The sequence below is a fragment of the Variovorax sp. 10L426 genome (genome assembly GCF_056395305.1).
The window spans coordinates 157,031-175,710 of sequence record NZ_JBFTJF010000004.1 but is presented as its reverse complement, the minus strand read 5'-3'; the positions used below and the strand labels follow the sequence as shown (position 1 = coordinate 175,710).

The 18,680-nt window shown below is 65.7% G+C and carries 19 protein-coding genes; 9 read left to right on the top strand and 10 right to left on the bottom strand.

What is annotated here, in order from left to right; translation table 11 throughout:
- Window positions 1–83 precede the first annotated feature (83 nt).
- Both AC1DHL_RS07440 and AC1DHL_RS07435 read left to right on the top strand, forming a co-directional pair.
- On the top strand, window positions 84–1,322 hold the full coding sequence (locus tag AC1DHL_RS07440) for a multidrug effflux MFS transporter (protein WP_478097214.1): 1,239 nt from the start codon (window positions 84–86) through the stop codon (window positions 1,320–1,322).
- A gap of 5 nt (window positions 1,323–1,327) precedes the next feature.
- Window positions 1,328–2,461, top strand: coding sequence for an HPP family protein (locus tag AC1DHL_RS07435; protein ID WP_478097540.1), 1,134 nt, complete (start codon window positions 1,328–1,330; stop codon window positions 2,459–2,461).
- Here the strand turns inward: AC1DHL_RS07435 and AC1DHL_RS07430 are convergent.
- Complete coding sequence (locus AC1DHL_RS07430; protein ID WP_478097216.1) at window positions 2,406–3,356, bottom strand: LysR family transcriptional regulator; 951 nt, start codon at window positions 3,354–3,356, stop codon at window positions 2,406–2,408. The two genes, AC1DHL_RS07435 and AC1DHL_RS07430, sit on opposite strands and share 56 nt — an antisense overlap.
- Before the next feature lie 68 nt (window positions 3,357–3,424).
- Here AC1DHL_RS07430 and AC1DHL_RS07425 point away from each other — a divergent pair, with 68 nt between their 5' ends.
- Together AC1DHL_RS07425 and AC1DHL_RS07420 are read left to right on the top strand one after the other, a co-directional pair.
- Window positions 3,425–4,138, top strand: a complete 714-nt coding sequence (locus tag AC1DHL_RS07425) for a DsbA family protein (RefSeq protein ID WP_478161571.1) — start codon at window positions 3,425–3,427, stop codon at window positions 4,136–4,138.
- The gene (locus AC1DHL_RS07420) at window positions 4,135–4,752 is read left to right on the top strand and encodes an NAD(P)-dependent oxidoreductase (protein WP_478161570.1); all 618 of its coding nucleotides are present in this window, start codon (window positions 4,135–4,137) and stop codon (window positions 4,750–4,752) included. The genes AC1DHL_RS07425 and AC1DHL_RS07420 overlap by 4 nt, the downstream gene beginning before the upstream one ends.
- A gap of 16 nt (window positions 4,753–4,768) precedes the next feature.
- On the opposite strand, the gene AC1DHL_RS07415 is transcribed toward AC1DHL_RS07420, so the two are convergent.
- The 7 genes from AC1DHL_RS07415 to AC1DHL_RS07385 form a co-directional block, all read right to left on the bottom strand.
- Window positions 4,769–5,167, bottom strand: a complete 399-nt coding sequence (locus tag AC1DHL_RS07415; RefSeq protein ID WP_478097222.1) for an SRPBCC family protein — start codon at window positions 5,165–5,167, stop codon at window positions 4,769–4,771.
- Window positions 5,168–5,248: 81 nt separating this feature from the next.
- Entirely contained in the window at window positions 5,249–5,953 is a 705-nt protein-coding gene (locus tag AC1DHL_RS07410; protein WP_478097224.1) for an ABC transporter ATP-binding protein, read from the bottom strand.
- Window positions 5,946–6,704 (bottom strand): ABC transporter ATP-binding protein, encoded by a 759-nt coding sequence (locus AC1DHL_RS07405; protein ID WP_478161569.1) that lies wholly within the window; start codon window positions 6,702–6,704, stop codon window positions 5,946–5,948. The genes AC1DHL_RS07410 and AC1DHL_RS07405 overlap by 8 nt, the downstream gene beginning before the upstream one ends.
- Window positions 6,705–6,712: 8 nt before the next feature.
- Window positions 6,713–7,684, bottom strand: a complete 972-nt coding sequence (locus AC1DHL_RS07400) for a branched-chain amino acid ABC transporter permease (protein WP_478161568.1) — start codon at window positions 7,682–7,684, stop codon at window positions 6,713–6,715.
- Window position 7,685: 1 nt separating this feature from the next.
- Complete coding sequence (locus tag AC1DHL_RS07395; protein ID WP_478097230.1) at window positions 7,686–8,558, bottom strand: branched-chain amino acid ABC transporter permease; 873 nt, start codon at window positions 8,556–8,558, stop codon at window positions 7,686–7,688.
- 151 nt (window positions 8,559–8,709) lie between these two features.
- The gene (locus tag AC1DHL_RS07390; protein ID WP_478097232.1) at window positions 8,710–9,885 is read right to left on the bottom strand and encodes an ABC transporter substrate-binding protein; all 1,176 of its coding nucleotides are present in this window, start codon (window positions 9,883–9,885) and stop codon (window positions 8,710–8,712) included.
- 205 nt (window positions 9,886–10,090) lie between these two features.
- Window positions 10,091–10,837: a GntR family transcriptional regulator gene (locus tag AC1DHL_RS07385; RefSeq protein WP_478161567.1), complete on the bottom strand. Its 747-nt coding sequence runs from the start codon at window positions 10,835–10,837 to the stop codon at window positions 10,091–10,093.
- Window positions 10,838–11,040: 203 nt separating this feature from the next.
- On the opposite strand from AC1DHL_RS07385, the gene AC1DHL_RS07380 reads away from it, so the two are divergent.
- The 4 genes from AC1DHL_RS07380 (at window position 11,041) to AC1DHL_RS07365 (ending at window position 15,008) form a co-directional block, all read left to right on the top strand.
- On the top strand, window positions 11,041–12,162 hold the full coding sequence (locus AC1DHL_RS07380) for a 5-methyltetrahydropteroyltriglutamate--homocysteine S-methyltransferase (protein ID WP_478161566.1): 1,122 nt from the start codon (window positions 11,041–11,043) through the stop codon (window positions 12,160–12,162).
- 32 nt (window positions 12,163–12,194) lie between these two features.
- Window positions 12,195–12,863 carry a glutathione S-transferase family protein gene (locus tag AC1DHL_RS07375; protein ID WP_478161703.1) on the top strand — a complete coding sequence of 223 codons (669 nt, stop codon included), beginning with the start codon at window positions 12,195–12,197 and terminating at the stop codon, window positions 12,861–12,863.
- Window positions 12,860–14,239, top strand: a complete 1,380-nt coding sequence (locus AC1DHL_RS07370) for a phospholipase D-like domain-containing protein (protein ID WP_478161565.1) — start codon at window positions 12,860–12,862, stop codon at window positions 14,237–14,239. Before AC1DHL_RS07375 ends, AC1DHL_RS07370 begins: the two co-directional genes overlap by 4 nt.
- Before the next feature lie 82 nt (window positions 14,240–14,321).
- Window positions 14,322–15,008: a dienelactone hydrolase family protein gene (locus tag AC1DHL_RS07365; protein ID WP_478097238.1), complete on the top strand. Its 687-nt coding sequence runs from the start codon at window positions 14,322–14,324 to the stop codon at window positions 15,006–15,008.
- 13 nt (window positions 15,009–15,021) lie between these two features.
- On the opposite strand, the gene AC1DHL_RS07360 is transcribed toward AC1DHL_RS07365, so the two are convergent.
- Together AC1DHL_RS07360 and AC1DHL_RS07355 are read right to left on the bottom strand one after the other, a co-directional pair.
- Window positions 15,022–16,116, bottom strand: coding sequence for an ROK family protein (locus AC1DHL_RS07360; protein ID WP_478161564.1), 1,095 nt, complete (start codon window positions 16,114–16,116; stop codon window positions 15,022–15,024).
- Between the two features lie 21 nt (window positions 16,117–16,137).
- Window positions 16,138–16,926 carry an alpha/beta fold hydrolase gene (locus AC1DHL_RS07355; RefSeq protein WP_478161563.1) on the bottom strand — a complete coding sequence of 263 codons (789 nt, stop codon included), beginning with the start codon at window positions 16,924–16,926 and terminating at the stop codon, window positions 16,138–16,140.
- Window positions 16,927–17,117: 191 nt separating this feature from the next.
- On the opposite strand from AC1DHL_RS07355, the gene AC1DHL_RS07350 reads away from it, so the two are divergent.
- On the top strand, window positions 17,118–18,611 hold the full coding sequence (locus tag AC1DHL_RS07350) for an ABC transporter permease/substrate-binding protein (protein WP_478161702.1): 1,494 nt from the start codon (window positions 17,118–17,120) through the stop codon (window positions 18,609–18,611).
- Window positions 18,612–18,680: the final 69 nt, after the last annotated feature.

The window sequence follows — 18,680 nt, the reverse complement described above, 5'->3', positions numbered from 1 at the left end:
CACTCGCTGCAAGCAAGAGAAGAAGGCGCCCTCGGGCGCCCTTCTTTTTTCAGAACACCAAGAATCGACCGGAGACATCGCGCATGAACCCCGACGCCCACAAACTCTGGCCGGCCCCGCGCTGGGCGCTGGCCGTGCTGCTGGCGGTGCTGGGCATGCTCGGTCCGTTCTCGATCGATACCTACATCCCCGCTTTCTCCGGCATCGCGCACTCGATCGGCGCCACGCCGGTGGAGATGCAGCAGACGCTCTCGGCTTATCTCTTCGGCTTCGCGTTCATGAACCTGTTCCACGGGGCACTGTCGGACAGTTTTGGCCGCCGTCCGGTGGTGCTCTGGGGCCTCGTCGTCTTCACGGTCGCGTCGCTGGGGTGCGCGCTCTCGCAGACCATCGGGCAACTGGTGCTGTTCCGCGCGCTGCAGGGGTTGTCGACAGGGGCCGGCATTGTGGTTTCGCGGGCAGTGATCCGCGACATGTTTCCGCCGGCCGAAGCGCAGAAAGTGATGAGCCAGGTCACGATCTATTTCGGCATCGCGCCGGCGATCGCGCCGATCGTGGGCGGTTTCCTGTTCGTGAACCTCGGCTGGCACAGCATTTTCTGGTTCCTGGTCGGAGTGGGCGTCGTGCTGTTCGTCGCCAACTACAAGCTCCTGCCCGAGACGCTGCACCCTGAACACCGCCAGCCCTTCGAGGTGAAGCATCTGTTGCGCGGATATTGGGACCTGTGCTCCGACCCGCGCTTCCTGCTGCTGGCGCTCGCGAGCGGCGTGCCCTTCAACGGCATGTTCCTGTACGTGCTCGCCGCGCCCGCCTTTCTTGGCGAGCACCTCGCGCTGGCGCCCACGCAGTTCTTCTGGTTCTTCCTGCTGACCATCGGCGGCATCATGGCCGGCGCGTGGGCGAGCGGACGCATGGCCGGCAAGGTGGCGCCGAAGCGGCAGATCCGCGACGGCTTCGTCATCATGCTGGCGACTTCGGTCGTGAACGTGATCGCGAACGCCTTGTTCACTCCGCATGCCGCCTGGGCGTTGTGGCCCCTGGCCGTGTTCGCCTTCGGATGGGCGCTGATGGTGCCGGTGGTCACGCTGCTGGTGCTCGACCTGCACCCGGAGCGCCGCGGCATGGCCTCTTCGCTGCAAGCCGTGATCGGATCGACCGCCAACGGAATCGTCGCAGGCGTGATCGCGCCGCTGGTGATGCATTCGACGCTGGCCCTGGCCGGCACCTCCATCCTGATGCTGGGCATCGGCCTGGTCGCCTGGGTCTGGCTGCACGGGCGATGGCCGGAAATCGGGCGCCTCGTCGCCGGCGGAGCCGCCTGATGGTCATGCGGCTCGAAGCGTTGTCGACTTTTGCCCGCGCCTGGATCCCGGGGCGCACGTCCGTGAATGGCCGCGAGCGCCTTCGGGCCGCTTCCGGCGCCTTGGTCGGCCTGGTCGTCACGGCGCTGCTGTGCCAATGGATGCTTCACCTCACGTGGGGCAGCACGTGGCTGATCGCGCCGCTGGGCGCCAGCGCCGTGCTCGTGTACGCGGTGCCGGGCAGTCCGTTGGCGCAGCCCTGGTCGGTGATCGGCGGCAACACCGTCGCCGCGCTGGCGGGTGTCGCCTGCGTTCAATGGCTGCCGGACGGTGCCTGGGTCGGCGCGATCGCCGTTGCCCTGGCCATCTCGCTGATGTTCGCGCTTCGCTGCCTCCATCCACCGGGCGGCGCGGTCGCGTTGCTGGCGGTGTTGACGCACGCCACAGAGTTCTCGTTCGCCCTCTTTCCGACCATGGTCAACTCGCTGCTGCTGGTGCTGGCGGGTGTGCTCTACAACAGCCTGACGGGGCGACGCTATCCGCACGTCCAGATCGCGCCGCGTCAGCCCGCTACGGACAGCCGCTTCAGCTCGGCCGACGTCGACGCCGTGCTGGCGCGCTACAACCAGGTGCTCGACATCAGCCGTGACGATCTCGAATCGCTGATTCGCGAGACTGAAGTCGAGTCGTGGCACCGAAGGCTCGACACGGTGCATTGCGTCGACATCATGTCGCGCGATCTCGTTTTCATCGAATTCGGCACACCGCTGCAAGAAGCCTGGTCGCTGATGCACGCCCGACGCATCAAGGCACTGCCGGTCGTCGACAGGACCCGGCGCGTGGTCGGGATCGTGACCCAGGCGGATTTCTTCAAACACATCGACCTGCAGCACCACGAAGGCCTCGGCGGTCGTCTGCGCGACTTCATCCGCGCGACGCGCACCGTGATGTCGAGCAAGCCCGAGGTCGTGGGGCAGATCATGACCCGCGAAGTGCGCGTGGCCAGCGAAGACCGGCCGCTGGCCGAACTGGTGCCGTTGTTCTCCGAAGGCGGCCACCACCACATCCCGATCATCGACAGCGAAAGGCGGCTCGTCGGGATGATCACGCAGTCCGATTTCGTGCGCGCGTTGTATCGCGCCGTGGGGCCACAGGACTGAACGGCCAATAGCCTGGATCGGAGAAGCGCTCTACCAGCAGGTCGAGCAGCGCGCGCAGCGACGCCGGCATCTGGCGCCTCGATCCATAGAGACCATAGACGCCCAGCGCCTGCGGCACGGCTTCGGGTAGAAGTGCCACCAGCCGCCCTTGCGCAATGGGCCCGCGCGCGGCGTACACCGGCTGCATCGTGATACCCGCGCCCTCCATGGCGGCGGCAAGCAACACCTGTGATTCGTTCGCGCTGAGATTGCCGCTGACCGGCACGGCAATGCGCGCCCCGGCCACATCGAACTCCCAAAGACTCTTGCCGAAGTAGGAGTAAGTCAGGCAGTTGTGCGTCGCGAGGTCTTCGACCCTGCGCGGACTTCCGTGCGCGGCCAGATAGATCGGCGCAGCGCAGATCACGGAATCGCAACGACCCAGCGGCCGGGCGATCAGGTTGGGATCGAGGTCGTTGGTGATCCGGATCGCAAGGTCAATGCGCTCTTCGACCAGGTTCACCGACCTGGGACCGATGTGAAGATCGATGGCCGCGAGCGGGTAGCGACGCAGGAATTCGGCGACCGTGGCGGCAAGCACCTCCTGCGCAAGCGACTGCGAACTGGCCACCCGCAACAGCCCACGAGGCGTTCCGGCTTCCGAAACTGGCGCCACCGCCATCTCCGCGGCAACTTCAAGCATGCGGCGGCAGCGGGCGAGCGTTTCCTCGCCAGCCTCCGTGAGACTCAATCGCCGCGTCGTGCGATGCAGCAGCCGGGCGCCGGCCCATTCCTCCATCTGCGCAAGGTAGCGCGTGACCATGGCGCGCGACATGTCGAGCGCCTCGGCCGCCGCTGTCATGCTCGCGCGCTCGGCGATTGAAACGAAGACCTCGGCGGCAGTGACACGATCCATATTCGATCGAATTCTGCAACAAAGATGACCATTTGGCGGGATTTTTCGATCGACCCAGGAAACATACGATGGCCGCCATGACAGCACCGAATCCCAACAAGCAACGCGCGACGCTTCACTACGTTTTCGATCCTCTCTGCGGCTGGTGCTACGCCGCCGAGCCGCTGGTCGAGGCCGCACGTGGCGTGCCGGGTCTGTCGGTCGAGTTCCACGGCGGCGGGATGATGACCGGCCCCAACCGCCGCACGATCACGCCCGAATGGCGCACCTACGTGATGCCACACGACCATCGGATTGCGCACCTCAGCGGACAGCCTTTCGGCGCGGCTTACTTCGATGGCCTGCTGAACGACAGCGGTGCGCTCCTGGACTCCGCCCCACCGCTGACCGCCATCCTGGCGGCGCAGGCCGAGGCCGGTCGCGGGCTCGACATGATCCGGAGGGTGCAACGCGCCCACTACGTGGAGGGTCGCCGCATCGCCGACTCGGTCGTGCTGCAAGACCTTGCGACGGAGATCGGGCTGGACCCCGCGGCGTTCGCGGAAGCCTTCGACTACCTGTCTGGCGAAGCCACCCAGCGCCACATCGCCGACAGCCGCCGCTGGCTCGCAAGGGCCGGCGGGCAGGGGTTTCCGACCTTCGCGCTCGAATTGCCGGCCGGCCGGCTCCTCGCGCTGGACGCCGGCCGCTATCTCGGCAAGCCCGACGCCTGGGCGACGCAACTGCGAACCCTCATCGCCGAATCGACTTCCTCTTCAACCGCCACAAAGGCCACATCATGAGCAAGATTGCCGTCCTCGGTATCTCCGGCCACGCCGGCTCGCGCATCGCCAACGAACTGCTTCAACGCGGCCACACGGTCACCGGGATCGCCCGCAAAGCGGAAAGCGTGCCGCAACATGCCGGACTCACCGTGAAGACGGCGGATGCCACGTCGCTCGACGCGCTGGTCCCGCTTCTTCGCGGACACGACGCGGTGATCAGCGCGACCCGCTTTGTCGGCGGCAGCGACGCCGCCACACTCATCGCCGCCACAAAGAAGGCCGGCGTGCCGCGCTTGCTGGTCGTCGGCGGCGCGGGCAGCCTGGAAGTCGCGCCGGGCAAGGCCTTGATCGATACGCCGAATTTTCCGGAGGCCTACAAACCGGAGGCCAGCGCAGGCGGCAGGCTCCTCAACGCGCTGCGTGGCGAGAAGGAGCTGGACTGGACGTTTCTTTCGCCCTCCGCGCTGTTCGCGCCCGGCGAGCGCACGGGCAAATTCCGCCTCGGCGGCGACGCGCTGTTGACGGATGCAAACGGCAAGAGCTGGATCTCGATGGAGGACTACGCCATTGCGATGGCTGACGAGGTCGAATCACCCAAGCACTCGCGGCGCCGCTTTACCGCTGGGTACTGAGCGCCTCAGCTCGTCTTCAGGCCTGAGCCTCGAGGGTGTGCTTCATCGCGCGCATACCCTCGTCGATCATGGCGCCGATCGGCTGCGCCATTGCGTGCGGCAGCAGGTCGGCGATCCAGACAAGGCGGCTGTGCACGGCGTCCTCGGCGAACACTTGCAGCGAGGCGTTGTGATGCGTGAGCCGGCCGCCAGTGGCAGACCAAACGATGCGCCGCGCCGCATTGTCGACATCGACGATCACCTCGCGCGCCACGATGCCGTTGGCGAAAGTGACGATCCGTGCGTCGGCCTCCAAGCGACAGTCCATCACGAAGCCCGGCACCAACCTGCGGTGAATTTCGCCGACATCACGAACAGCGTCCCAGATGGCGTCGGCGCCTGCCTCCACCTGCATCTCGCGTCGAATGGAAGCCATGAGCAGATCTCCTATCAACCGAACGGGATTACGGCCCGCCAGTGTAGGCCCGAAAGTGGGCGAGGCTGGGGGTTAGCGTGGCTAGCGCGAAACCCCCAGCAGCCGCTCCAACACTTCGGGCTGCGTGCGCAGCGTGGCCGCGTTGTCGGCATGGACGACGGTGCCGTGGTCCAGCACCACTGCTTCGTCGGAAATCGCGAGGATTGCCTGGGGATGCTGCTCGACGATGATCGCCGACAGTCCTTCGCCCTGCGTGATGCGGCGAATGGCGCGCAGCAGTTCTTCCACGATGATGGGCGCCAGCCCTTCGAGCGGCTCGTCGAGCAGCAGCAGCGCAGGGTTCACCACGAGAGCGCGTCCAACGGCCAGCATCTGTTGCTCCCCGCCCGACAACTGGGTCCCCAGGTTGCCCTTGCGCTCGGCCAGCCGAGGGAACATCTCGTACACGCGCTTGGGATTCCACTTGCCCGGTCGCGCCACGGCGGTGAGGTTCTCGTCCACCGTGAGCGACTTGAAGATGTTGCGCTCCTGCGGCACCCAGCCGATGCCCGCTGCGGCGCGCTGGTGCGACGAAAGCTTGTGGAGCGCCACGCCGCCAAGCGTGATGCTGCCGCCGTGCTGGCGCGTGGCGCCGGCCAGGGTGTTGATCAACGTGGTCTTGCCGGTGCCGTTGCGGCCCAGCAGCGCGAGCGTCTGGCCTTCTCCGATCGCGAGATTGATGTCGTGCAGCACGACTGCCTCGCCATAGCCGGCGCTCAGGTTTTCAATGCGCAGCAACTCAGACATGCTCGGCTCCATGACCCAGGTAGACCTCTTTCACCTTCGGGTCGTTGGCGATCGTGTCGGGGTCGCCTTCGGTCAGCAGCGTGCCGTTGACCAGCACAGTCATTCGATCGGCAAAACTGAAGACCAGGTCCATGTCGTGTTCGATGAGAAGAACCGAGACATCCGCAGGCAACGCGGCGACCGTTTCGAGCAGTTCTTCGCGCTCGCCCGCCGGCACGCCAGCCACAGGTTCGTCAAGCAGCAGAACGCGCGGCTCGCAGGCCAGCGCGACGGCGATTTCCAGCAACCGGCGCTTGCCGTACGCAAGATGCTTCGTCTGCTGCCGGGCCACATCGGCCAACCGGAACTGCTCCAGCAGTTGCCCTGCCCGTTCGGCCACCTGCTTCGATGTGCCAAGCGGCCGCCACCAATCGGTGCCCGCGCCCGTGTGCTGCGAGACCACCAGCGCGAGCGTCTCCAGCGGCGTCATCGAATCGAACAACTGGTTGATCTGGAAGGTACGCACCATCCCGCGTGCCACACGGCGGTGCGGCGCGAGACGCGTGATGTCCTCGCCTTCGAGCACGATGCGGCCCTCGGTGGGCGTGAGCACCCCGGTCAGCAGATTGATCAGCGTTGTCTTGCCGGCGCCGTTCGGTCCGATCAGCGCGTGTCGCGCGCCGCGCCGCAGATTCAGCGTGACGTTGTTGGTGGCCGTGATGCCGCCGAAGCGCATCACGAGGCCGGTCGCAGATAGGACGATGTCTTTCACGGTATCGCTCATGACCTGGCTCCCCCGCGGGCGTCAAACCATGTCCAGGGCTTGAACAGCCGCTCACGGCCAACCAGTACCATCAGCACCAGGATCAGGCCGATCCAGAACATCCAGTATTGCGGCGTGACGGTGGAGAGCGTGTCCTGCAACAGCTTGAACACGATCGCGCCCACGACGCCGCCATAGAGCCAGCCCACTCCGCCGATCACCAGCATCAGCAGCACATCGGCCGAGCGGTCGAACGAGAGCACGTCGAGCGACGCAAAGCCGGTGGTCTGAGCGAGCAACGCGCCCGCCGCGCCGGCCACCGCGGCGGCGACCGTGTAGATCACGGCCAGCCGGGAGACGACAGGGATGCCGATCGCCATGGCGCGCAGACGGTTGTCGCGCACAGCCATGAGCGTGGCGCCGAAGGGCGAATGGACCAGTCGCCGCATCAGCAGGAAGAGCAGCAGCAGCACAGTCATCGAATACCACGCGGCCGTGCGGCCGAACAGATCGAAGTCGAAGAGACCAAGCACCGGCCCCATCACCACGCCCTGCAAGCCGTCGGCGCCCCCCGTGAGCCAGTCGAGCTTGTTGGCAAGCTCGAGCAGCAGCAACGCCGTGCCGAGCGTCACCATCAGGCGGGTCAGGTCGGTGCCGCGCAGGATGGTGACGCTGGCCAGCGCACCGACGATGGCGCACATCACGATCGCCACCAAGAGGCCCACGGTCGGATCGGGCATCACATATTTGGCGAAGAGCGCCGCCGTATAGGCACCCAAGCCGAAGAAGCCCGCATGCCCCAGCGAGACGATGCCGGTATAGCCGAGGATGAGATCGAGCGACATCGCGAATAGCGCGACGATCGCGATCTCGTTGATCATGAGCGCGCGCGAGGGCAGCAAGAGCGGCAGCACGAACGCCACGGCCCAGACTGCGAACTCCCACGGACGCCAGCGCGCCTTGCGCAGCAGCGGTTGCTGGAAATCCATGTCAGCGCGCTCCCTTGCGCGTGAACAGGCCCTGCGGCCGCCACATCAGGATGAAGATCATCAACAGGTAAACCGTGAATGCGCCCATCTTCGGAATGAAGTACTTGCCGGCCACGTCGGCAATGCCGAGCAGCAGGGCGGCCAGGAGCGGCCCGGTAATCGATGAGGTGCCGCCGACGGACACCACGATGAGGAAGTAGATCATGTACTTCAGCGGAAAGGTCGGATCGAGCCCCAGGATCTCGGCGCCCAGCGCTCCTCCCAGGCCTGCAAGGCCGGAGCCGACCGCGAAGGTCAGCAGAAACACGACGTTGACATTGATGCCCATGCCGGCCGCCACGCGCGGATCGTCGACCGCTGCACGAAGCCGGCTGCCGAAGCGCGTCTTCGTCAAGATGAGCTGAAGCACCACCGTCAGCACCGCGCACACCGCGATGATGAAGATCCGGTAGTGGCCCATGCCCAGCAGCAATGCGCCGTCACCGATTTCGCTGCGGCCTCGCAGCCATTCGGGCAGGTGAATGTTCTGCTGCGAGGAGCCGACGAAGTAGTCGATTGCTGCAACCGCCATGAACGCAAGCCCGATCGAGAACATCACCTGGTCCAGGTGCGGCTTTCCATACATCGGCCGGTAGAGCGTGCGCTCGAGCAGCGCGCCCGCGGCGCCCACCACCACGAACGCCAGCGGCAGGCAAAGGAGGAAGGGCACGCCCAGCTGCTGCATGGCGAACACCGTGAGGTAGCCGCCGGCCATGGCGAAGGCGCCATGCGCAAGGTTGATGAAGTTCATCAGCCCGAGCGTCACGGCCAGCCCGACCGCGAGCACGAACAGCAGCATGCCGTAGGCGATGCCGTCAAAGAGAATGGTTAGCAAGGCTCGCCCCCAGGTTGCCCGCACTTCGTGTCGGGCGCCCACCCCCTGCCGGGGGCAACACCAGCGGCCCGGCTAAGCCGGTTCCGCGGTGTTCCACGGCAGACGCTTGGTGGGATCTTTGCGTCAATGTCGGTCAATGGCTGGTGGTGAATCACTGCTTGGTCTTGCCGGGGTCTTTCACGCCCTTGATGACGTCGAACTCGACGTTGTAGAGCTGGCCGTCCTTCTTCTCGACCTTGCGCAGGTACACGTCCTGCACGATGTCGCGGGTCTGGGCGTCGATGAGCACCTGGCCGCGCGGGCTTTCGAAGACCTGGCCCTTCATTGCCGCGAGCAATGCCTCGCCGCCGCCCTGGCCCTTCGTGGTCTTGAGGGCGTCATAGATGACGTGCATGCCGTCGTAGCCGCCGACCGCCATGAAGTTCGGGCGCATGTTCTTGTTGGCCTTCTCGAAGGCTTCGACGAACTTCTTGTTCATCGCCGACGGATGGGCTGCCGAGTAGTGGTGCGAGGTGACGACGCCCAGCGCGCCGTCGCCCATGTCGTTGAGTTGATCGTCGTCCGTCACGTCGCCGGTGGCGATCAGCTTGATGCCGGCCTTGTCCATGCCGCGTTCGAGGAACTGCTTCATCACGGCCGAGCCCGCACCCGAGGGCACGAAGACGAACAGCGCGTCAGGCTTGGCGTCGCGCACCTTCTGCAGGAACGGCGCGAAGTCCGGGTTGCGCAGCGGCACGCGCAGCGAATCGAGCACCTTGCCGCCGTTGAGTTGGAAGCGCTCCTTGAAGTACTTCTCGGCGTCGTTGCCGGGGCCATAGTCGGAGACCAGTGTGACGACCGTCTTGATGCCGTTCTTGGGCGCCCAGTCGCCCATTGCCACCGACACCTGCGGCAGCGTGAAGCTCGAGCGCACGACGTACGGCGAAGCTTCGGTGATGCTCGACGTGGCGGCCGCCATCACGACCAGCGGCGTCTTCGACTGCGTGGCGATCGGTGCGACCGCCAGCGCGGACGGCGTGATGCCCATGCCGGCGAGCACGTCGACCTTGTCGTTGACCACCAATTCCTGCGCCAGGCGCTTGGTGACATCGGGCAGGCCGGTGTCGTCCTTGACGATCAACTCGACTTTCTTGCCCGCCACGGTGTCGCCGTTCTGCGCCATGTAGAGGCGCGCTGCCGCCTCGATCTGGCGACCGGTGGAAGCTTGCTGACCCGTCATCGGAAGGATCAGGCCGATCTTGAACGTGTTGTCCGCGGCGTAAGCCAACGGCATGGCCAGCGCGATGGCAGTCAGACTGGCAGCCTTGACGAGATGGCGACGAAGCATGGAGCTCTCCTTTTTCGGTAGGTGCTGAAATGGTGAAACGGGGGGTATTGTGACGAGATGCAAGCGCGCCGGGGCGTCGGCAAACACCTAGCTTGCCAATGAAGCGATGGATTTCTGCGCGATCAGAGAATACGGCGCGCGATCATCGCGCAATGACTTGAGAACGAGGCGAGGTATCCAGGATTCGTTGTGTTGACGGGCATGTTCAGTTTCGTCGGCGGATGAGATTCACGCCCGGCAGGGGATGGGCCTGCACGCCGTGCAGCGCTTCGCGGAGGTTGCGCTGCGCGATGCGGCTGTGCTCGCGCATCAGCGCCTCGGCGCGGGATCCCTCGCGATTCTCGATCGCGTCGAGCACTTGCCAATGCTGGTCCTGCGCAACGAGAAGCATGTCGCGCGCGGCGGGTGCGTTCGCCTGCACGACGACGAAGGCGGAAGGCGATGCGAAAGGCAAGTTGGTCACGCGTTCGGTTTGCAACGCAATCAACGGACTGGCCGAGAGTTCGGACAGCAGGCGATGGAATTCCTCGTTGAAGGCCACGTAACGTGAGAACGCCGCATCGTCCAGCGCGGGCTCGCGCAACAGTTCATCGATGCGTTTGAGGCAGGCGCGCGCCTCGCGCAACACCACCGGCGACACGCCGCGCTCCGCTGCAAGCCGGGCCGACAGGCCTTCGAGCGTGCCGCGCAGTTCGATCGCATCGGCCACGTCGCGCTCCGAAAAGGTCCGGACGGCATAACCGCCGTTGGGCAGCGCTTCCAGCAAGCCCTCTTGTTCGAGACGCATCAGCGCGCTGCGCACCGGCGTCCGCGACACGCCGAGCATTTCAGAGATCGCCACTTCGGCGATGCGTGCACCACCGGGCAATTCACCCGCCAGCACCATCTCGCGCAACCGCAACTGGGCCTTCACCGCCTGCGAGCCGCCGGCTTCGACCGGTTCGACGCTCAAGCCGGTTGCGACCGAAGCGGCATGGGTGCTTACTGGAAATGCGGGGGTGCTCACAGGATACGGACTGTATACATGAATACCAACAATTTCGGTCCTCTGCCCTGAATCGAGGGTAAACACTCATGCCCATGTATCCGCTCTCCCCCTGCCCTGTGCGGATACGATCGACCGTTCTATTCCAGATTTCGACGGAGCCAATCCCCATGTCACAGCATGCCCAACTGCCTGCCCGATACGACCACGTCGGCAGCTTCCTGCGCCCCAAATACCTGCTCGAGGCGCGCGAGCAGAAAGCCAACGGCGAGATCACGCCCGAGCAGCTTCGCAAGGTCGAAGACAAGGCGATCACCGAGATCGTCAAGTTCCAGGAAGACATCGGCCTCAAGAGCATCACGGACGGCGAGTTCCGCCGCACCTATTTCCACATCGACTTCCTCGAACAGCTCGGCGGCGTGAAGACCGACATCCCGGTCACCATCCGCAAGCCCGATGGCACCGAGGAATTGGCCCCGCCGGTGATGCGCGTCATCGACAAGGTGCGCCACGCCAAGAACATCCAGCTGGCGGACTTCCAGTACCTCAAGAGCCAGGTGTCGGCCGGCAACACGCCCAAGGTCACGATCCCCTCGCCCACGATGCTGCACTTCCGCGGCGGCCGCGCCGGTATCAGCAAGGAGGCCTACCCCGAACTCGACCCGACCTTCTACGACGATGTCGCGAAGGCCTACGGCGACGAGCTGCGCTCGCTGGCCGAAGCCGGTTGCACCTATGTCCAGATGGACGACACCAACCTCGCCTATCTCTGCGACGAGAGGATGCGCGAAGCCGCCCGCCAGCGCGGCGACGACCCGAACGAACTGCCGCACCGCTACGCCGCCTTCATCAACAAGGTGGTGGCGCAGAAGCCCGCCGGCATGACGCTGGCGATGCATCTGTGCCGCGGCAACTTCAAGAGCACGCACGCCGCGGCCGGCAATTACGAGCCGGTGGCCGAGGCACTGCTCAAGGAAATGGACCTCGACGCCTACTTCCTCGAGTACGACGACGCGCGTTCGGGCGACTTCCGTCCGCTGCGCTTCCTGCCCAAGGGCAAGACCGTCGTGCTCGGCCTGGTGACCACCAAGTTCGGCGAAATGGAGGACAAGGACGAACTCAAGAGCCGCATCGAGGCCGCCGCCAAGTACGTCTCGCTCGACCAGCTCGCCCTGTCGCCGCAATGCGGTTTCTCGAGCACGGTGCATGGCAACAACATCGCGGTGGAAGCCCAGCGCGCCAAGCTGCGCCTGGTCGTCGAGACTGCGCAAGAGGTCTGGGGCTCGACCTGAAGGCGTAACCGTGGTGAAGTAGCGTCATGTCCATGAAGCTCTTCACCGGTCCCCTCAGCATGTTCGGCGCCAAGGCGCAGATCGCGGCCCTTGAAAAGGGGCTCGCGTTCGAATGCATCATGGTGCCCTTCGATCGGGACGACAACTACGAGCCCAGGCACCCCGAGGTGCTTCGGGTCAATCCCAAGCGACAGGTGCCGGTGCTGATCGACGGCGAGGTCGAGCTGTTCGATTCGACGCAGATCTTCGAATACCTCGAAGACCTTGTTCCCGATCCTCCTCTATGGCCCGCCGGCGTCGCAGCGCGCGCCCGAGCACGGCAGCTCGAGCTCAAGTCGGACGAGGTCTTCTTTCCTCAGGTGGTGAAGCTCTTCGGCCTGCAGAACGACATGCAGAGTCCTGCGGCCGTGGCGGCCTGTGCCGCTTGCGATCGCTTCGGCAAGGAACTGGACCTGCTGCTCGAAGGCCGCGACTACCTCGCCGGCCCTTATTCATACGCCGACATCGCCTTCTACATGGCGCACGTATTTGCGGACCGCAAGGGCGCAGGCATGACCTCCTCCACACCACGGCTGGTGGCCTGGCGCGATCGCGTCGGCGCACGGCCGGCGGTGCGCGAAGTGGTCGGCGCCATGATGCGCTTCCTCGCATCGCAGGGGCGTCCGGTCCCTGCATTCCTGCAGTCGCACCTCCGCACGTGAACCAGATCGACGACCTGCTCGACTGGCTGCCCTCGCCGTCGCAGCATTTGCTTGTCGTCACGATTGCGCTGCTTGTCTATGTGCTGACCACGCGCGCCCGGCGCGAACAGCGGGCGCCCTCGACAGCGATCGCGTGGGTCATGGGATTCGCGCTGATGCCCTACATCATCCTGCCGATGTACCTGCTGTTCGGCCAGCGCAAGCTGCGGCCGCCAGGGTCGCCGCGGCCGCCGCGCACGGGTCCGACGGGACATTGGGCTGCCGATCTGATCGAGAGCTTCGGCCTGGCGCCGCCCGGCCCCTGCGAGATTCACTTCCATTCCGACGGCGCGGCCGCACGCGACGCGCTCTTCGCTGTGATCGAAGGCGCGCGGACGCGGCTCGATGTGGGCACGTTCATCATCGGCGACGACGCGCTGGGCCACGAGGTCATCAACAGGTTGTCGCGGCGTGCGCGCGAAGGCGTGGCGGTGCGCGTGCTGCTCGACGGCTTCGGCGCCCTTTCGCTGCCGCGCTCGCACTTCGACACGCTCCGCGAAGCGGGTGCCGAAGTTGCCGTGTTCCGCCCGATCTTCAGCCTGCGTCGTACCGGTCCGCGCAATCTGCGCAACCACCGCAAGGTCACGATTGCGGACGACGGCTGGCTCTGGTCGGGCGGCCGCAACCTCGCCGGCGAATACTTCACCGGCAACGACGAGCACCCGGTCGCATGGCGCGATCTGTCCTTCGATCTCCGGGGCAGCGTGGCCGCCGCGGCAGCGCGGCAGTTCGACCATGACTGGTCGTCGGTGCGCAAGCGCAAGGCGCGCGCTGCGGCCGCCGTGGACAAGCCGGCCGAGGGCAACCTCGCGCAGTTCCTGCCGAGCGGCCCCGACCAGACCGAGGACACGGCACATGCGCTGCTGGTTGACGCCTGCTTTCGCGCCGAACAACGCTTGCTGGCCATCACGCCTTACTTCGTGCCCGGCGACGGCCTGCGCGACGCGCTGCGTCTGGCCGCGCGGCGCGGTGTGCAGGTGACGATCGCGATTCCAGCGCATTCGAACCACCGCCTGGCCGACTTCGTCCGGGCACGCGCGATGCGCGACCTCGCGCGCGCGGGGGTGACATTCCGGATGCTGCCGTTCATGGCGCACGCCAAGGCGGTGGTCGTGGACGAGGATCTCGCGATGTGCGGTTCCATCAATCTCGACTTGCGCAGCCTGCTGATCAACCACGAGGCAGCCGTGGTGTTCTACGGCCATGACCAGGTCGACTGGCTCGCGCAGTGGATCGAAACGACAGCCTCCGCCGGCGAGAACTATCGCGCGCGCCGACCCGGCATCCTGCGTGACTTGGCCGAAGGCCTCCTCCTCACCATCGCCTTCCAGCTCTGATCGAACTCGCCGGCCGGCGTGCCGACGACGCCGCCTTGTCAGATACTCGCCTTCTCGATCTCGAACACTTCAGGAGAGATGCATGGGAAAGCTTGTCCAGTTCAACCGTCCGGACGGCGGCGCCGTTCAAGGGTATCTCGCGGAGGCCGACAAGACCTTCGGCTCGGTGGTGGTGATCCAGGAATGGTGGGGTTTGAACGACCAGATCCGGGGCGTGGCCGAACGCTTTGCCAGGGCCGGCTTCACGGCCCTGGTGCCCGACCTCTATCGCGGGAAATCCACCGTCGAGGCCGAGGAAGCCCATCACCTGATGGACGGCTTGAACTTCGCCGACGCGGCCTCGCAAGATGTGCGCGGCGCGGTGCAGTTCCTGAAGGCGCGCGGCGGCAAAGTGGGCGTCACCGGTTTCTGCATGGGCGGCGCGTTGACGGTGCTGGCCTCGACGATGGCACCTGAAGCCGACGCCATCGTCGTGTGGTACGGGTATCCGCCGCTGGAGTACGTCGATGCATCGAAGATCTCCGCACCGGTGATGGCGCACTGGGCCACGCAGGATGCGGCCTTTGCCATCGCGGGTGCCGACGCGCTCGAAGAGAAACTGCGTGGCGCGGGCGTGCGCTATGAAGGCCATCGCTACCAGGCGCAGCACGCCTTTGCCAATGAAGACGCCCAAGGCCCGGGGCGCATTCCGATCACGCAATACGACGCCGTGTGGGCACAGCGTGCGTGGGATCGCACCGTGCGATTCTTTGGGCGCGAACTCGCCTGAGGGCGCGGCCGCTTCAACGCTTTGCGGTCGCCTTGTCGGCCTTGCTGGCCTTGTTGGTGTAGCTCGCGTTGCCAAGCCCGGTGCCGATGGTCAGGACGGCCCAGCGCTTCACGTCCTGCATGAAGGGCAACTCGCTCAGCCCCTGGACGACCGCGTCGTTGTGCATCAGCGCGACGGTGGGGTCGCCGTCGATGAGCGGGAGCCTCTTGCACAGCTCGCTCGGCAGATGGAAGTTTTCGCTCTCCCAGTCGCCGGGGAGGTTCTGCGCACCGCGTGAAATCGATCCGTCCTTGCGAATCAGCCCGGGGCAACCGATGCCGACGAACGGCGCGAGTCGGATGCCTTTCTTCTTGCAATGGCGGATCTGCTTTTCAAGCATTTTCGCGAGCCGGTCGACCAGCGCCTTGCGGCTCGGGCCATCGTCGGCATGGCGCCATTTTTCGCGGTGGATCACTTTGGCGTGCGAGAGGTCGGGCGAACGTCTGATCCGCGTCTTGACGATGCCGCAGCGCACATTGGTGCCGCCGATGTCCAGCGCCAGGATGGCGTCGCGGCGCTTCAGCAGCGGCGGCGGCACGAGGTGCACCCAACCGAGCAGGCCGCCATCGTCTGTCGCATGGCTGATGCGCCCCAATTGCACCGACTGATTCATCTCCTGCAACATGGCCGCTGCCTGCAGGATCGCCCGCTCTCCGACGTCACTTTCGGGGAAGCCGCCGCCGATGACGACGCGCTCGACACCTTTCCATGACGGCTGGCGCATGAAGCGATCGATCACCGAGGCCAGTTCTTCCGCGAATTCCTCGATGACCGCGTGGACCACGTCCGCCGCCTCGGACGCCTTTTCGCCGAGCGCCTGGTCGAGCATCTTCTTGCTCATCTCCCTGGAATGAAGACCGCCCAGCGGGTCGTTTCCCTTCTTTCGGCGACGGCGGCGCCAGCGTTCCAGCAGTTCCCTGAAGGCGGTCTGGCTGGCCTGGTCGCCGATGAAGCCGTCCTTGTCGTGCAACTGGAGGCTGTAGCCCTCGACCACGACCGAAGGCAGTTCGCGTGCGCCGTGCACGTCGGCCAGAGGATGCGCGTCTTTTTCGACTTTCTCTTTTGCCATCGTGTTTCCCGGATGCGCCGTTCAGTCGGCCGTGGTCGCAAGTATCAGGCGTGCGGCTTCCTCCGGCGCATCCCAATGCGGATAGTGGCCGCATCGCTCGAACCAATGGATGTGCGCATCGGGGAAAAGCGCCTGCGCGCGAGCGGCCTGCCTCGGGAAGCAGATCCGGTCGAAGCGCCCCCAGCCGATCACGAGTTGCTTGTCCAGGCTCCCGGCCGCCACGCCTTCTTGCGGCGACCCTTGCACCAGGCTCTTCAGCATCATGCTGAACGACGATGCCGAGGCCCAGTTGCGCATTTCGTCCAGAACCATCGAAGGCGAAAGGCCGGCGGCTTGGGCCGATACCTGCCTCAGCAGGAGCACGCGCGACCATTCGTGCGTCGTGATCGCCGGCATCGCGAACTGCAGCGCGCGCGCCAGCCGCCACGAGAGGCAGACGGAGGCCCGGTAGGCGTGGCGCTCCCATCCTTCCCAGAAGCCCACAGGCCCCAGCGAGACGACCGCCCCCAGCACGCCGCCGCGCCGCGCCAGTTCCAGAATCAATTGCGCCCCCACGGAACTGCCGGCGGCGTCGATGCCCATCAGGTCGTGTTCATGCAGAAACTGAGCGACCGCGTCGCACATCGTGCGAATGGAGACTTCGCCTTTCAGCTCCGGACTCTTGCCGAAACCCGGCAGATCGATCGCCACGACACTGCGCTGTGCGGCCAACGGCGTCAGCACGGTCCGCCACGACCGCCAGGTGCCGCCAAGGCCGTGGACCAGCAACAGGGGCTTGCCTTCACCGCGTCGAACATAGTTGATCCGCACTTGTTCATTCTGCGTTCATCCGCTGCAGCGCAGCATCGGCACGGCGCACGATCCTTTGTAGGAGAACGAGCCTGCGCATCGGATGGTCCTCGCCGCCATGACGCCGATACACTGGGTCGATGCGTCCACTGCGCCGAATCTGGCTCACCTCCCTGGCTTGCCTGGGCCTGCTGGGCCTTCTGGGCAACCCCATGCCGTCGCACGCGCAAGGCGGGGCCGACGAACTTCGCATCGGCTCCAAGCGATTCACCGAGTCGTACATCCTGGCAGAGGTTCTCGCGCAGACCGCGGCGCCGCATACCGCCGCCCCCCCGGTGGTCCGGCAGGGACTCGGCAACACGGCCATCGTCTACGAGGCCTTGAGTTCCGGCAGCATCGATCTCTATGCCGAATACACCGGCACCATCGCCCTGGAGATCCTCAAGAGTCCTCAGTCGATGACGCTCGAGGACATGAACGCGGCGCTCCGGCCGCTGGGCCTGGGCGCCGCGATTCCCTTCGGGTTCAACGACGGCTATGCGCTCGCCATGCGCGCGGCCGATGCGGACCGCCTCGGCGTGCGAAGCCTGAGCGACCTCGCCAGCCATCCTGAACTGAAGCTCGGACTGTCGAACGAGTTCATCGGCCGCGCCGACGGCTGGCAAGGGTTGGCTGCGCGATACGGTTTCACACAGACGCCGACGGGGCTGGATCATGGGCTCGCCTACGACGCCATCGCGGCGAAGCAGATCGACGTCACCGACATCTACACCACCGACGCCAAGATCGATCATCTCGGCCTCCGTGTGCTCGAGGACGACCGCCAATATTTCCCTCGCTACGACGCGGTGGTGCTCTACCGGCTCGACGTGCCGACAAGATTGCCCAAGGCGTGGGCGGCACTGCAGAAACTCGAAGGCCGCGTCGACGAGCACGCCATGATCGCAATGAATGCGCGTGCCGAATTGCAGGGCGTGGCGTTCGACGCGATCGCGCGTGACTTCCTGGCGCAGAGCAAGATCGTCGCCCAGGCACCCGCCGCCAAGACAACCGGCTCCGCCCTCCCCAAGGAAGCCGCGGCACGGGGTTTCCTCGCCAAGCTGTTCGGCCCCGACCTTGTCCGCCTCGCGCGTCAACATCTGCTCCTGGTGGCGGTCTCGGTCGGGGTCGCCATCCTGATCGCGGTGCCGGTGGGAGTCCTCGTTTTTCCGCACCTGAACGCGCGTGCGCTCGTCCTGGGGCTCACGGGCCTGCTGCAGACCATTCCCTCGCTCGCACTGCTGGCGATCCTGATCTCGGCCGTCGGCGCGATCGGCCTGGTGCCGGCGCTGATCGCGCTCACGCTCTATTCGCTCTTGCCGATCATGCGGAACACAGTCACCGGCCTGGCCGAAGTCCCGGTCGGGTTGCGGCAGGCAGGGACCGCGCTGGGAATGACCGGCGGCCAGACCCTGCGGGTGGTGCTGCTGCCGCTCGCGCTCCCCACGATCCTTGCCGGCGTGCGGACGGCGACGACCATCGCCATCGGCACCGCGACGATCGCGGCCTTCATCGGCGCGGGCGGTTTCGGCGAACGCATCGTGACCGGCCTGGCACTCAACGATCGCGAACTGCTGGTCGCCGGGGCCATACCCGCGGCGGTGCTGGCCCTGCTCAGCGAGGCATTCTTCGAGTGCATCGAATACCTGATGCGTCGCAAATACTGAAACTTGAAACTGAACGCATCGACAGGCTTCTTCCGGTGCAGCAACTTCACTGAATTCGCCGTTGGGCAC

Bases quoted from the DNA above. Each gene is read 5' to 3' on its own strand.
- AC1DHL_RS07440 (WP_478097214.1), top strand. From the start codon at position 84: ATGAACCCCGACGCCCACAAACTCTGGCCGGCCCCGCGCTGGGCGCTG.
- AC1DHL_RS07435 (WP_478097540.1), top strand. From the start codon at position 1,328: ATGCGGCTCGAAGCGTTGTCGACTTTTGCCCGCGCCTGGATCCCGGGG.
- AC1DHL_RS07430 (WP_478097216.1), bottom strand. From the start codon at position 3,356: ATGGATCGTGTCACTGCCGCCGAGGTCTTCGTTTCAATCGCCGAGCGC.
- AC1DHL_RS07425 (WP_478161571.1), top strand. From the start codon at position 3,425: ATGGCCGCCATGACAGCACCGAATCCCAACAAGCAACGCGCGACGCTT.
- AC1DHL_RS07420 (WP_478161570.1), top strand. From the start codon at position 4,135: ATGAGCAAGATTGCCGTCCTCGGTATCTCCGGCCACGCCGGCTCGCGC.
- AC1DHL_RS07415 (WP_478097222.1), bottom strand. From the start codon at position 5,167: ATGGCTTCCATTCGACGCGAGATGCAGGTGGAGGCAGGCGCCGACGCC.
- AC1DHL_RS07410 (WP_478097224.1), bottom strand. From the start codon at position 5,953: ATGTCTGAGTTGCTGCGCATTGAAAACCTGAGCGCCGGCTATGGCGAG.
- AC1DHL_RS07400 (WP_478161568.1), bottom strand. From the start codon at position 7,684: ATGGATTTCCAGCAACCGCTGCTGCGCAAGGCGCGCTGGCGTCCGTGG.
- AC1DHL_RS07390 (WP_478097232.1), bottom strand. From the start codon at position 9,885: ATGCTTCGTCGCCATCTCGTCAAGGCTGCCAGTCTGACTGCCATCGCG.
- AC1DHL_RS07380 (WP_478161566.1), top strand. From the start codon at position 11,041: ATGTCACAGCATGCCCAACTGCCTGCCCGATACGACCACGTCGGCAGC.
- AC1DHL_RS07375 (WP_478161703.1), top strand. From the start codon at position 12,195: ATGAAGCTCTTCACCGGTCCCCTCAGCATGTTCGGCGCCAAGGCGCAG.
- AC1DHL_RS07365 (WP_478097238.1), top strand. From the start codon at position 14,322: ATGGGAAAGCTTGTCCAGTTCAACCGTCCGGACGGCGGCGCCGTTCAA.
- AC1DHL_RS07360 (WP_478161564.1), bottom strand. From the start codon at position 16,116: ATGGCAAAAGAGAAAGTCGAAAAAGACGCGCATCCTCTGGCCGACGTG.
- AC1DHL_RS07350 (WP_478161702.1), top strand. From the start codon at position 17,118: ATGCCGTCGCACGCGCAAGGCGGGGCCGACGAACTTCGCATCGGCTCC.